Below are 14,407 nucleotides of genomic sequence, written 5' to 3'. Positions count from 1 at the left end.
TGTAGGGTGTATGCTATATGCACTAACCCTACATCATACATCCCTCTTCTCATCCTAGCACATTGTATATCACCACGGGGGCTGATTTATTTTTAAGCGTTACCTCCCCAATGCGTTCACAGGTAAACGACTCCGCTATTTGCTGTTGAGCGGACTCCACAATAACAATCTGCCCCGGTTGGGCAACCGATTGCAGCCGCTGGGCCATGTTGACTGCATCGCCAATGACTGTGTAATCCAATCGGCGGAGCGTAGCCGACCCAATATTGCCTGACACCATCTCGCCGGTGTTGATGCCGATGGATATCTGGGGGTGATAATTGGCATGGTTGGGCAAATTGTCTTCGAGCTTAGCCACCTGCGCCCGGGCCGCCAGCGCGGCTTCAATGGCCCGGTCAAAGTGGTACTCGCCCCGAAAAACAGCCATTACCGCATCGCCCATAAACTTGTCGACATAGCCTCCCTGCGCAATAATTTCCTTGACAATAACATCAAAGTACCGGTTCAACAACCGAACAACGGTATCCGCCGATTCACGCTCAGCAATGGCAGTAAAGCCACAAATGTCAATGAAGACGGCCGTTGCAACAACCGTTTCACTGGCCGATAAGGACGTTTCGAACTCCGATCGGTTCATGAATGTCAGCACCGATTCGTCCACATACATCCGCAGAATGTTGTTTTCTTTTATAGCCTGAAGCGTTTGACGAAGTTGCATGATATACTCCATCGTTTTTTGCATAGTTAACTCCAGATCTTCGAAATTAACCGGCTTCGTGATGAAATCGAAAGCGCCCCGGTTCATGGCCACACGAATATTGTCCATATCGCCATAAGCCGATACAATGATGGCTTTGAGCATTGGGTTACTTTCGTGCAGTTTAACCAATAACGTCAGCCCATCCATACCGGGCATATTGATATCGGTCAATACCATGTCAACATCGGGCTGCTGGGAGAGGGTATTCAGGGCATCTACACCATCGTGTGCAAAAACGAATTCGTATTGTTTTTCCCGTATCTGTCGTCGAAACTTCTGCTTGATGAGTAACTCAAGGTCCGTCTCGTCGTCGACCACCAATATTTTGGCCTTCATGTTAAATCGTGAAGTTTTTGTTTGAGGAGTGTAAAATCGAGCGGTTTTGTCAGAAAATCATTGGCACCCAGTGTCACGGCCTGCGCCTGCGATTCGGGGTCGCCGTAGGCCGTAATCATCATGACAACCGGAGCCGGGGGCGCCTGAAAATCCTGGCGTATATGACGCAAAAGCTCAAACCCGCTCATGCCTGGCATGTTAATGTCAGACAAAATCAAGATAACCTCCGATGTATGACTGGCTAGATAGGTAAGGGCCTCTTCACCCGAATTAGCAAAAGCCAGCTGAAATTCAGCGTTACGGATTTCCCGACGGAACCGCTGGAGAAACAAATCTTTTACGTCTGTTTCGTCGTCAACCACTAAAACTTTCATCATAAACAGGGAGGGTTATAAATCAAAGATAAAACATTTGCCCTTTAGAGGCACGGGGCAAGTTAGCTTCTGTTCTACCGGGTGGCACCTGGCGGTGTCAGATACCGGGCAAGAAACTTATAAATCTCCTCGCGCGAATCGCGGGCGAGTCTGGTATCAAGCCGGTTAAAACTGTGACCACCCGGCGCATCCTGATAAATCTTGTACTCGAACTTTTTGTCGTGTGCTTTCAGGGCATTAATGAGCGATTCAACTTCCAGTACGTTTACGTCTTCGTCATTGGTGTTGGTATGAATCAGCAACGGCGTTTTCAGCTTCTGGGCGTTCCAGACCGGCGACCGACGGCGGTATTCGGCTACGTTGTCGGACGGGTCTTTGCCGATGTGGGTCGCTTCGGAAAATATAGCCCGGTAACTCTGGGGTTTGTAGCCTAATCGGGCAATGATGTCGGTAACCGGCACACCGGCGTAGGCCACTTTATAATCTTCAGGATGATCGAAAATATTCATCAGCGAAATCATACCCCCATGACTCCAGCCGATGATTCCCACGCGGTCGGGATCAACCTGCGGCATGTTCTCCACGGCCCACCGTTTTCCGGCCAATACATCGTCATTCTCATAATCGCCATAGTCGATTTGGCGGTAAAACTCTCCGCCATAGCCCGCTGTTCCGCGGTATTCGGGGGCGATGATTAGATAACCCTGATCCAGCAATTCACGAACGACATGAGCATAGAGCGTACTGAAATCGCCGTGAATACCATCATGGACGAAAATAAGGAGCGGCAACTTCTTAGCCGACGCAAACTTCTTCGGCAGGAAGGTATACGCCGGAATAACGACCGGATTGGTCGCTCCCTGCCCCGTTGGATTTTTGACAACATGGGGCGGTTTGCTTCCATACCTTACCTTGTCGATCGTAGCTACGTCACCCAGTTTCTGATACCACAGCAGATCATCCACGGTTTTGGCTAATGCCTGGTTAGCAAACCGAAGGTTTTCTTCGAGCATCCGAAACCGTTCGTTCAGGTCGGTGGGAGAAGTGGCCGCCGGGGAGCCGGCCGATAGGGGCTGGCCTGGTGTGGTTTGGCCAAAGGTTGTCCAATGGACTGAAATGAGGAGGAGAATGATGTACAGTTTACGCATTGTTTGATGAGTGGTTGTATTCGTTAAGCCAAGTAAGGAAGACGAATGACAAAGGTTGTGCCCTCGCCTAGCTTACTTTCAACGCTTAAGATACCACCATGCCCCTTAGTAACAATATCGTACGCCAGAGATAAGCCCAAACCAGTGCCTTGCCCAGACGGTTTTGTGGTAAAAAAGGGCTGAAAAATCTTTTGCTGAAGCTCTTCTGGAATGCCCTGTCCATTGTCGCTGACCTTGACAACGACTTCTTTGTTGCTTCGCTCTGTACGCAGGGTTACGCGGGGTTGGTAGCCAGCTCCGGCCTGTTTCTGGCGTTGTTGAACTGCATAAAAGGCATTTGTGAACAGGTTCAGCAGTACCCGGCCTATATCCTGCGGGTTAAGGCTGACCAAACCTACTTCTGAATCTAACGCTTTCTCCAATTCCGCATTGAATGACTTGTCTTTGGCGCGTAAGCCATGATAGGCTAGGCCCAGGTATTCGCTGCTCAAGGCATTCAGGTTGGTCGGTTCTTTCTGGCCGTTGCTTGTCCGGGAATGTTCCAGCATACCCCGAACAATGCTCGACGCCCGATTACCGTGGTGAATTATTTTATGCAGATTCTGCGACAAATCGGCCATTAATTCGGCCTCCAGGGCATCGTCTCTATCAGGGCCTTTTTCCCGTTCTTCGGTCAGTTCCTGCACCAGTTCGACAGAGACTTCGGAGAAATTGTTGACAAAGTTGAGCGGGTTCTGAATTTCATGCGCAATGCCGGCGGTCAGCTCCCCCAGGGAGGCCATCTTCTCACTTTGAATTAGCTGGTTCTGTGTTAGTTTCAACTCCGATAACGCCTGATTCGTTTGATCGCGTTGTGCCTGAAGTTCTGTTTTTTGTTGTTGCAGAATCGTGTTGGCCTTCTGCTTCTGGCGGTTGTTTCGGTAAAGCAGGAAGAGCAATCCTAAAATCAGAGCCATCACAACCAGTGTTCCCAGCAGCAGTTGCTGTTGCCGTTGGGTGGCTTCCGTTTGCAGGGCTTTATCTTTTTTCAGCAAGGCGATTTGTGTCTGCTTTTCGGCTAAGCCATAGTTGTACTGAAGAACCGCCAGTTGCCGTTGCGTATTTCGGCCTGTCAGGGTATCCATATACGCCAGATACTGCTGCTGGTAATTGTAGGCATTGGCAAAGTTACGCTTAGCGACATAGGCTTCTGCCAGAATTCCGTTCGCGTCTCGAGCCACCTCCCGATACCCAATTTTCCGGCTTAACGCTCGGGCGCGCAGGCCGTACGCCAGGGCGCTGTCAATTCGATTCTGTTTTAAATAGGCACGGGCAAGCACGGTCTGTGTCCAGGCGACTACTTCAGTGTCGTTACTCTTCATCAACACCGTCAAGGCTTTATACGCCATATTGAGTGCATCATCGTAGTTCCCTTCAGCGACGTAAACAGCGGCCAGATTACTTTCTGCCTGGGCAGCCAGCCGGGGGCTGTTTAACTCCTGGGCCAACCGAATGGACTTGCTGTAGTACCGACTTGCCCGCTTGAAATTTCCTTCCAGGCGATGCAACTCGCCTAGCCCGTTCAGTACCCGGCAAATGCCCTCCTGACTGTTAATACGCTCATATAATTGAATAGTAGCCGATTGTGCAGCCAGCCCCTGCTGATAATCGCCCAGCATGGTGTATAAACCGCCCAAACGGGCTTTTGTGCGGGCTCGTAATTCCAGATCACCTGTCTTGTCGGCTAGCTGCTGGGCTTGCAGGCTATAGGTAAGGGCGGGAACATAGTCACCGCGTTGTGTGTAGTACCAGCCAATTTGGCTAACAACCCTTGCTAAACCAGCCCGGTCGTTCAACTGAGTGAATAGCTTCCGGGCCTGTTCCAGGTAAGGAAGCGCCTGCGTGTGAGAGGAGTACGTATCATAGCCAACCGCCATGCCATACATGGCCATTGCTTCACCGCGCCGATAATTCAGTTTTCTTGACAGATTCAGGGCTTCCTGGGCTAACTCTCTTGTACAATCTGGCTGCTCTCCCCGCAACACATAGGCCAGTTCGTTCAACCGATTTACCCGTAAGGTGTCGGGCTGTGGGTGCCTGGCCAGCTCGGCTTGCAGGAAAGTCCGCAGGGAGTCCTGCGCCTGAAGACCCGACAGGTTCTGAAGCATCAGTAGAACAAGCACTAAGCGAACGATCATAATGATGAGTATAGAGGTGGTCTTTTCAAACGAGCCGTTCCGGAGAGCTTCTCAGGCTGGCAGCTTTATAATAAACGTTGTGCCTTCGCCTTCCTTGCTCTCTACCTCCAATGTACCGTTATGCCCTTTCGTAACAATGTCGTAGGCCAGCGAAAGGCCCAGGCCAGTGCCTTCTCCGGTGGGCTTTGTGGTGAAGAAGGGCTGAAAGATTTTTTGTTTGAGGTCTTCGGGTATGCCTGTACCATTGTCGCTTACCGTAATAACAGCTTCATTCCCGGCACAACGGGTACTAACGGTTACGGTCGGTTGATAACCCGGTGTCTCGCCCTTCTTCTGGCGTTGCTGAACCGCATAAAAAGCGTTCGTAAACAGATTGAGCAGCACCCGGCTTATGTCCTGAGGTAGTACACTAACTACGCCCATAGAAGCATCGAGATCCGTATTGAACAAGGCGTTGAAGGATTTATCCTTTGCCCGTAAACCATGGTACGCCAGACGCAGATATTCATCACACAGGGCATTCAGATCAATGGGTTCACGCTGACCTGTGCTGGCACGGGAATGCTGAAGCATGCCTTTCACAATGGAAGACGCCCGCCCGCCGTGATGGTTTATCTTCTGGAGATTCTGTTTTAAATCCGTTAGCAGTTCGGCTTCCAGGTCAAGATCACGGTCGGGTTTGGCTTGCTCTTCGGCTAACTCGTCGATCAGCTCGATACTCACTTCGGAGAAGTTATTGACGAAGTTGAGTGGGTTTTGAATTTCGTGGGCAATGCCAGCTGTCAGTTCGCCCAAGCTGGCCATTTTCTCACTCTGAATCAACTGGTTCTGTGTTGACTTTAGCTCGACGAGAGCATGTTCAAGTTCTTCTTTTTGCTGGGTAATTTCAGCCGTTCGCTCAGCAACCAGGTATTCCAGTTCCTGCTTTTTAGCTTCAATAATCCGTCGCTCTTCGGCTTCACGAGCTCGCTCCTGTTCTACCTTGAGCAACGTTTTTTTCTGACGGTTAGCGATGACCAAAAATGTACCCAGCCAGATGGTCGAAAAGCCAATCGAATTATCAATAAAATCGTCGTTATGCTTGTAATACGTAGGGGCATAGTGTTCGATAAAACTACCGATAACCCAAAAAAGCAAAAACGGGGCTACCGCCAGAAGTACCATGCGGGCCGGTTGGTAATAATACAGCTGCATCAGCATGTATACATACACCAGGCTTACCCCGAGCGCAACCCAGCCATTCGAGAGGTCGATGGAGAAAAGGGCCGAGAGGCCGATGAACACACCAAAAACAACCCAAATTTTCTGCAGATAAGGCTCCCAGGCGGGCAACCGGGTTGGTGTGTCTAAGAAACGGCGGGTAAATTGAAACGCACCAGCCGCCAGCAAAACGGTGCCAATACCTTCGGGTGACGAGACATTCATAGTACGAGTTAAGGAAAGAGAATGGCGCAAACAACAAGTTTACCAAAACTGACCGTAAAAACATCAACTGATTACTACGGCACTGCGCATCAACATCATCGACCTGCCAAAGCAATTATTGTGCTGAGGTGGGCCGGTTGGCCAGCAATTCGTTTTGCCGCCGAATGCGCCCCGACAGGCTTCTGACAATACTACGAAGAACCTCGCTCCGCTCTTCCATTAAATCGTAGAAATCATCCTGATCGATGCGCAACAAGCGTACATCGGTGATAGCCTCTGCGGTAGCCGAACGGGATTCAGTATCCAGCAACGCCAACTCACCAAAAAAGTCGCCCCGCCCGAAGCGGGCCAGTTCTGTATCGCCATCCAGAATAGCGACTTCGCCCGTGTAAATCACATACATACCCGTGCCCAAATCTCCTTTATGAAAAATCGGTCCGCCCGCCGGATGTTCCTCCTCTTTCATGATAGGCGTAATGCTGGCCAGCACGTTTTCGGGCGTTTGGGAGAACAGGCTGGTTTGAGCCAGCAACAAGACCCGGTCATAGGCCGAAATCTGGTCGGTCGAGTGGGCAGCGTGAGCCATAAGTAGAGGGGATAAGGAAGCAAACCGGGATTCTAAAGCCTGTTGAGCCATCAGCGCGTCGGCTGGTGGCAGGCTGCGTAACACAACATTAATCGTCCATGCGGAAAAGACCTGTTCGCCTTTTCGCAGAATAAACGCCCGAATGGTTTCGGTATCATCAAATGGCCCAAGTTCAACATCGAGGATACGATTCTTTTCCTGCCGGGGCAAATCGTCCACCAGCACCTGTAATGTTTGGTAAGTAGCCCTCGGAATCAGGTTATCGAGCATCTCCAGGGCATTGGCCCGGCGCTCGCGGGCAGGGTGTCCAACACCTAAACGCGCTCCGGTAATGGTTTCGGTATCATAAAGCTGAGCCAGAATATCGAATAGCCGCTGCACCAGTACTGACAACTCATAATCAAGGGTATCGGTCAGATCGGCATCCGTCAAACTGCCGTGCAAAAGCCGCTGAGCCAACTGGACCTCTTCGTGCATAAGCGTGCGAAACAGCGCATCGTCGGCAGGCTCATTCGGGAAACGACGTAATGCCCGCAGAGCCGCTCTCCTGACAACCAGGTCGGGCAGTTGTGCCAGTCCATTCAATAGATGTCGGCTTTCCGGCGTATAAATAGCCCCACAAACGGTGGCTATCCGCTCCAGGGTTAGTCGGTCTTTTGTGGCGTTTTGTAGGGCACGTAAAGCCGGAATCGTTTCGCTGCCGCGCCCTTTCAGCGCCTGGGTAACCGCTCGACCAATGGCTCTATCGGTCAGATGTTGAAGCAAATAGGTAGTCAACTTAGCATTAGCCAGCTGACCAGCCGCAGCAATGGCGCCCTTTTTGACATCGGTATTTGAACTCGTCAGCCGCTCACTAACCAAGGGTGCAAGATCATCAAGGTGCAGTGCAGCAATCAAATTCAAGGCTATTTGCTGATGTGCGGGATTTGCATCCTTCGCCAACTGGACCAGCTCAGCCTGTGCGACAGCATCGTGCGGGTTCAATTCGAGTACACCCTTTATGGCACCCTGCCGGATAGAGAGGTCTGTGTGATGAATGAGCGGAGCCAGTTCAGCTGTTTCCGCATTGATGCGCCTGCCCAGCAAATAAGCTGCCTGCTGACGTAGCGATGGTTCGTCATCCGTTAAGGCAATATGCATCAGCTGACGAACCGGCACTTTCTGATTCATGCGCCCGACGGCGTTCAGTGTACGCCGGCGAACGCTGGCGTTGGCGTGTTCGAGCAGGGTTGGCACCTGCTGGGTTAGTTCAGCCGAATTATGGGCATCAAGCCAGCTAATGGCTGTCAGTACATCATCGGGCCGGCTACTCTGCAACTGACTCAATAGGCTTGTCTTTGCGACCGTGGGCATGGCCAGTTGGTCTCGTTCCAGAAACCGGCGACCAATGGCATCGTTGAGTTCGTGAAGATACCGTTTATAGGTATGGCGCAATAGCCAGACAGCCCCGGCCAGCAGCGCGATCCAGACGAGTGCCCCGCCGGACTCCAGCGTTGTATGCAGTAGAAAGATCAGCGATCCGGCCAGCCCCAGACCAAGCGGTTCGTACAATCCTTTCGCCAGCGTATGGCCTTTCAGCCGTTGTGGAGGGAGTAGCGGCTGAAACAAGACCAGAAAGACCGGATCGAACAAGGCCCGCCGGACAACCTCAAAAACCAGATAGATACCACAGAAATAAATGAGCATTACGGTTTCACTGGCCACAAAGTAGCGCATCACCACCAGGCCAGCCAAACCCGCCAAAGCCACCCAGGGAAGCGTCAGCAACGACCGTTGTACGCCAAATTGATCCAGCACCTGCCGGGACAAAAGCAGTTTGGCCAGCATGGCCACACCGTAGGTTAGTGCCAGCACATAACTTACGTACCGGATTACATCGGTCTGGTCGTGAAACCGATGCTTCACGTTGATGAAGAAATTGTACTCGATCTCGGTGGCCACGGCTGCCAAAACGGCTAAGCTCAGGCACATGTAGAAGATCAGTTCGCTGCCCCCAAATCGCTTCCCAATCAACTTCGATGGTTCCCGGCGGGTGGATCGGTCGGCACCGTGGGGCGCGTGTACATCATGCGACTGAATGGTTAACTGAAGCACATACAGGGCCGCCAGAAAGGCACCAAACGCTACCAGCAACAGGCGCAGCACATCGGCATGGGCATGAACCAGCGCGGCCAGAATAGCCCCTATGGCTTTGGCAGGCATATCGCCCGAGCTGATAACACCAAATAGCCGTTTGCTCTGCCGGGTGTCGAACACCACAGCCGAAACGCCCCAAAACTCAAGATTCGTGAGCAGGTAGATAAGCCGATAGCCTGCCATGATGGCCACGGCAGCCGCCACCGAGTGACCAATCACAACCAGAATGCCAACAACCACAGTCATCACGACAGCAGCCAACAGCACCCGAACGGCCAGGCTGCGCAGCGCCAGGTGGTGCTCGAAGTAGGCATACACGCGCCCCACGCCAATCATGGCCACAGCCGAAGCGATATAGGCGACCGGTAAGCTGGTTTCGGGATTATTTTCCAGCAAAATGGCATTAGCCGCTACATAAATGAGGATAGTGCCAATGCCAAGCAAAAAATTATGAATGAAAAATAACCCTACCGTACGGCTTTCCTCCGGCCGAATACCTAGCATACGCTGCCATCGTTGAGAAGAAGTAGGTTGATCAGTAGCGTCTACACCAACAAGCATAAGCAGGAGTTACAACTCGATTTTATGGTCAAATATACGCAACAGCGCCTGAGAAGCGGATAGACCCTTCGTTAATAAGTAACACAGCAAGCAACAACGGTCATAAATCGTAAGCTCTTTTAAGTCAAATGTAAGCCCCACCGTAGCCGTACACAGAGACTATAATTTTCAAGCTGATTTTTATTTTTAGCAATAAAAATTAATTTTCAGTTGTTGTACACAAAAGTGGGTTGTTGCTAACAATCAGGAGAATAAAAACAAAATTTTTGCGATCAAGTGTTTAGCCGAAACGTTACCTTTGCGGCTCATAACAACGACGCGCCCCCGTCATGGACCAGTACTCATATATCGCTAATTCCGACGCGGCTTACGTAGATCAACTTTATCAGTCTTACAAACAAGACCCACAGACAGTTGACGAAAGCTGGCAACAATTTTTTAAAGGGTTTGAGTTTTCACTCACCTATGGCGAAAAAGCCAATGGAACCCACAACGGTGAATCGGCTGAAGCAAAGTCGAACGGTGTCTCATCGAATGGTTCAGCAAACGGCCAGACGACAGCAACCAAACCGGTCGATGCCAGCCATGCTGAAAAAGAAGTGTCGGTTGCCAGCTTAATCAAGGCATACCGGTCACGCGGCCATTTACTGGCGAAGACCAATCCGCTCAAAGAGCGCAAAAATCGCCAACCTCGTGTCGATTTGCCGGATTATGCGCTGTCAGAAGCGGATCTGGATACCGTTTTCGAATCAGGCAAACTGCTTGGTATCGGCCCCGCCACGCTCCGTGTCATCATGGAGTCGCTGCGTAAAATTTACGCGGGCGATATCGGGTTCGAGTACATGTACATCCGTGAGCTGGATGTGAAGAACTGGCTCCGGAATAAGATCGAAAAGGAAGCGCTCGTTTTCATGCCTACCTCGGATGAGAAAAAGCGTATTCTCGAAAAGCTCAACGAAGCGACCGTCTTCGAAAACTTCCTGGCGACTAAATACCTCGGCCAGAAACGTTTCTCGCTTGAAGGTGGCGAAGTGACAATTCCCGCGCTGGATACGATCATCAGTCAGGCGGCCGATATGGGCGTTGAAGAAGTGATGATTGGGATGGCGCACCGCGGGCGGCTTAACGTACTGGCCAACATTCTGGGCAAATCCTACGAGTCGATCTTCGACGGTTTCGAGGGGAATGTGCCCGAACAGGTACATGGCGATGGGGACGTGAAATATCACCTCGGTTATTCAAGTTTGACCGAGACAAAATCCGGAAAGCAGATCAGTGTAAAACTGGCTCCTAACCCATCCCACCTGGAAGCGGTCAATCCCGTTGTGGAAGGCTTTGTTCGGGCGCAGGCCGATGAAGAATACAAAGGCGATTTCACGAAAATAATGCCTATCCTGATTCACGGTGATGCCGCCGTGGCCGGACAGGGTATTGTGTATGAAGTAACGCAAATGGCCAAACTAGCTGGTTATACAACCGGTGGTACGGTCCATTTTGTCATTAATAACCAGATCGGTTTCACAACCGATTTTGAAGATGCCCGCTCGTCTATTTATTGTTCAGATGTAGCGAAAATCATCGACGCCCCTATTTTCCACGTAAACGGCGACGATCCGGAAGCCGTTATTTTCTGTGCGAAACTAGCCGTTGAGTTCCGTGAAAAATTCAACCGGGATGTGTTTATCGACATGGTTTGCTACCGTCGCTACGGCCACAACGAGGCCGATGAGCCGAAATTTACGCAGCCAACGATGTACAACATCATCGAAAAGCACCAGAATCCACGCGAGATTTACAAAGAACTGCTCATCAAGCGGGGCGACGTAGATGCCGAACTGGCCACGCGCATGGATACTGAATTCAAAAAGCAATTACAGGATCGACTCGACCGCGTTAAGCAAAAAGCGGAAATTCCGTACAAGCCGCTTCGGCTGGACCGGGACTGGGCCGAGCTTCGGTTTAGTGAGCCGAAGGATTTCGAAAAATCGCCCGAAACGGGCGTGCCTGCCGAAGTCCTGCAAACCATTGGTAAAGCGCTTGTCAAAACGCCTGAAGGCTTCAAGCCGCTAAAACAGATTGACAAGCTGCTGAAAGACCGTCAGACCATGCTCACCGACACCAAACTGGTGAACTGGGGTACGGCGGAACTGCTGGCCTACGGGTCGTTGCTGCTCGACGGTAAGCCTGTTCGTTTGAGTGGTCAGGATGTTCAGCGGGGTACATTCTCGCACCGCCATGCGGTATTGCACGATGCCGAAACGAACCTATCGTATTCGTCGCTCGACTTTATTGAGGATGGCCAGCAGAAATTCCAGATTTATAACTCCCTGTTGTCAGAATACGGTGTGTTAGGGTTTGAATATGGCTATGCCATGGCTAATCCACAAGCGCTGGTTATCTGGGAAGCCCAGTTTGGCGACTTCTCCAACGGTGCTCAGTTGATCATCGATCAGTTTATTGCGGCTGGAGAGTCGAAGTGGGGCATCCAGAACGGTGTAACGATGCTTCTTCCCCACGGCTACGAAGGCCAGGGGCCAGAGCACTCCAACGCCCGCCCTGAACGGTATTTGCAGTTATACGCGGACTATAACATGGTGGTGGCCAACGTAACTACGCCCGCTAACCTGTTCCACATTATGCGTCGTCAGTTGGCCTGGAACTTCCGTAAGCCACTGGTCATTATGTCGCCGAAGTCGTTGTTGCGCCATCCGAAATGCATTTCTCCGCTGGAGGATCTCACAAAGGGTTCATTCCAGGAAATCATCGACGACAGCTATGCGCAAGCAAAAAAGGTAAAACGGGTGTTGCTCTGTACGGGTAAGATCTATTATGATCTGCTCGAAAAACAACAGGCCGATCAGCGTGACGATGTGGCTATTGTACGACTGGAGCAGCTCGCTCCACTGCCCAAAAACCAGTTAGATGCCGTACTGGACCAGTACAAGAAAGCGGAGTTGATCTGGGTACAGGAAGAACCTGAAAACATGGGCTATTGGTCTTACCTATTGCGCATTGGTTTGACTTTGCCCATTATTTCGCGGAAAGCTGCGGCTTCACCAGCTACGGGCTATCCAAAAATACATACTCAGGAACAAGCCGATATCGTTCGGAGAGCGTTTGAATAAAAAGGATTACGGCTTACGGTATATGGTTCACGGCGCATGCCGCAATTAACCATATACCGTAAGCCGTGAACTGAAAACTACAAAAAAAATGGCCGTTGACATGAAAATCCCTCCTGTGGGGGAATCCATTACCGAAGTAACCGTTGGCACCTGGTACAAGAAAGAAGGTGATCACGTAAAGATGGACGATGTACTTTGCGGACTCGACTCCGATAAGGCTACGTTCGAATTAACGGCCGAAGCCGATGGTATTCTGCACATTCTGGCTCAGGAAGGTGACGTTCTACCCATTGGAGCCAGTATTTGTAAAATTGACGATGGTGGTAGCGCTCCAAGTCCTGCCCCCGTTGCCGAGCCTGCCAAAGCCGAAGCATCGGCAACTCCGGCTCCACAGCCAGCGCCCGCTCTTCAGGCGGTTGCTGAACCCGTGCAGGCTCCTGTAGCGCAGGCAGCACCGAGTGTGATTGAAATGAAAGTGCCCGCCGTTGGCGAGTCTGTGACTGAAGTAACCATTGCTTCGTGGAGCAAGAAAGACGGTGATCAGGTTGCCCTCGACGAAGTCTTGTGCGAGCTTGAATCCGACAAAGCTACGTTCGAGCTTCCTGCCGAAGCCGCAGGAACGCTCCGTATTGTGGCTCAGGAGGGTGCAACACTACCAATCGGTGCTTTGATTGCTAAAATTGAAGTAGGTGCTTCTACCGCTGCACCAGCCAATACACCGGCACCCGCCCCTCAGCCAGCAACGAGTGCACCAGCACCCGAAGTCTCGACTAATGGCCAGAATGGAAACGGCTATGCCGCGCATTATCCATCGCCGGCGGCCGCTAAAATTCTTGACGAAAAAGGCATTAGTGCGCAACAGGTTCAAGGTACGGGCGTGGGCGGACGCTTAACGAAGGAAGATGCCTTAAAAGCAACTCCTGCATCGGCGCCAGCACCTGCTCCCGCAGCTCCGCAAGCTGCTGCCAAACCGGCGGCACCGGCTCCAGCACCAGCGGCTCCTGCTGTACCGGGCAGCCGAAATCAGCGTCGGGAGAAAATGACGTCTCTTCGCCGGACAATTGCCCGCCGGCTGGTAGCCGTTAAAAACGAAACGGCGATGCTGACTACCTTCAATGAGGTAGACATGAAGCCAATCATGGACTTACGAAACAAGTTTAAGGATAAGTTCAAAGAGAAGAATGGCGTAGGGCTTGGCTTCATGTCGTTCTTCACGAAGGCGGTTTGTATTGCGCTGAAAGACTTCCCTGCCGTAAATGCCCAGATTGATGGCGACCAGATGGTCTTCAATGATTTCTGTGATATCTCAATTGCCGTTTCGTCGGACCGGGGTCTTGTGGTGCCCGTTATTCGCAACGCCGAACAATTGAGCTTTGCGCAAATCGAGAAAGAAGTCGTTCGCTTAGCTGGCCTTGCCCGCGAAAACAAACTGACGATTGAGCAAATGACTGGCGGTACGTTCACCATCACCAACGGGGGTACTTTTGGATCAATGCTGTCGACCCCGATTATCAACGCACCCCAATCCGCTATTTTGGGTATGCACAACATCGTTGAGCGTGCCGTTGTGGTTAATGGCGAAATCGTTATCCGGCCAATCATGTATGTGGCGCTGTCTTACGACCACCGCATCATCGACGGCAAAGAATCGGTTAGCTTCCTGGTTCGTGTAAAACAGATTCTGGAAGATCCCACCCGGATCCTGTTCGATATGTAATTCAGTTCGCGCTACAACAAAAAGGCCGCCCCGAATATCGGGGCGGCCTTTTTGTTGTAGCG

The 14,407-nt window shown here is 51.4% G+C and carries 8 protein-coding genes; 2 read left to right on the top strand and 6 right to left on the bottom strand.

What is annotated here, in order from left to right; translation table 11 throughout:
* Positions 1-49 precede the first annotated feature (49 nt).
* From SD10_RS00200 to SD10_RS00175, 6 genes are all read right to left on the bottom strand, one after another.
* On the bottom strand, positions 50-1,096 hold the full coding sequence (locus SD10_RS00200; RefSeq protein ID WP_046375143.1) for an adenylate/guanylate cyclase domain-containing protein: 1,047 nt from the start codon (positions 1,094-1,096) through the stop codon (positions 50-52).
* Positions 1,093-1,473 (bottom strand): response regulator, encoded by a 381-nt coding sequence (locus SD10_RS00195; protein WP_046375142.1) that lies wholly within the window; start codon positions 1,471-1,473, stop codon positions 1,093-1,095. The genes SD10_RS00200 and SD10_RS00195 overlap by 4 nt, the downstream gene beginning before the upstream one ends.
* Before the next feature lie 71 nt (positions 1,474-1,544).
* Entirely contained in the window at positions 1,545-2,618 is a 1,074-nt protein-coding gene (locus SD10_RS00190) for an alpha/beta hydrolase family protein (RefSeq protein WP_052731022.1), read from the bottom strand.
* A gap of 23 nt (positions 2,619-2,641) precedes the next feature.
* Positions 2,642-4,795 carry a tetratricopeptide repeat protein gene (locus SD10_RS00185; RefSeq protein WP_052731021.1) on the bottom strand — a complete coding sequence of 718 codons (2,154 nt, stop codon included), beginning with the start codon at positions 4,793-4,795 and terminating at the stop codon, positions 2,642-2,644.
* A 51-nt stretch (positions 4,796-4,846) separates the two neighbouring features.
* Positions 4,847-6,220, bottom strand: a complete 1,374-nt coding sequence (locus SD10_RS00180) for an ATP-binding protein (RefSeq protein WP_046375141.1) — start codon at positions 6,218-6,220, stop codon at positions 4,847-4,849.
* Between the two features lie 115 nt (positions 6,221-6,335).
* The gene (locus SD10_RS00175) at positions 6,336-9,503 is read right to left on the bottom strand and encodes a cyclic nucleotide-binding domain-containing protein (protein ID WP_046375140.1); all 3,168 of its coding nucleotides are present in this window, start codon (positions 9,501-9,503) and stop codon (positions 6,336-6,338) included.
* 329 nt (positions 9,504-9,832) lie between these two features.
* Between SD10_RS00175 and SD10_RS00170 the strand changes: the two genes are divergently transcribed.
* A complete protein-coding gene (locus tag SD10_RS00170; protein WP_046375139.1) occupies positions 9,833-12,628 on the top strand; it encodes a 2-oxoglutarate dehydrogenase E1 component in 2,796 nt (931 codons plus the stop codon).
* Positions 12,629-12,716: 88 nt separating this feature from the next.
* Positions 12,717-14,345, top strand: coding sequence for a 2-oxoglutarate dehydrogenase complex dihydrolipoyllysine-residue succinyltransferase (gene odhB, locus SD10_RS00165; protein WP_046375138.1), 1,629 nt, complete (start codon positions 12,717-12,719; stop codon positions 14,343-14,345).
* Positions 14,346-14,407: the final 62 nt, after the last annotated feature.

The organism is Spirosoma radiotolerans (assembly GCF_000974425.1).
GTDB classification, from domain to species: Bacteria; Bacteroidota; Bacteroidia; order Cytophagales; family Spirosomataceae; genus Spirosoma; species Spirosoma radiotolerans.
The sequence above is the reverse complement of the archived record's forward strand: the minus strand, read 5'-3'. Positions and strand labels throughout refer to the sequence as shown.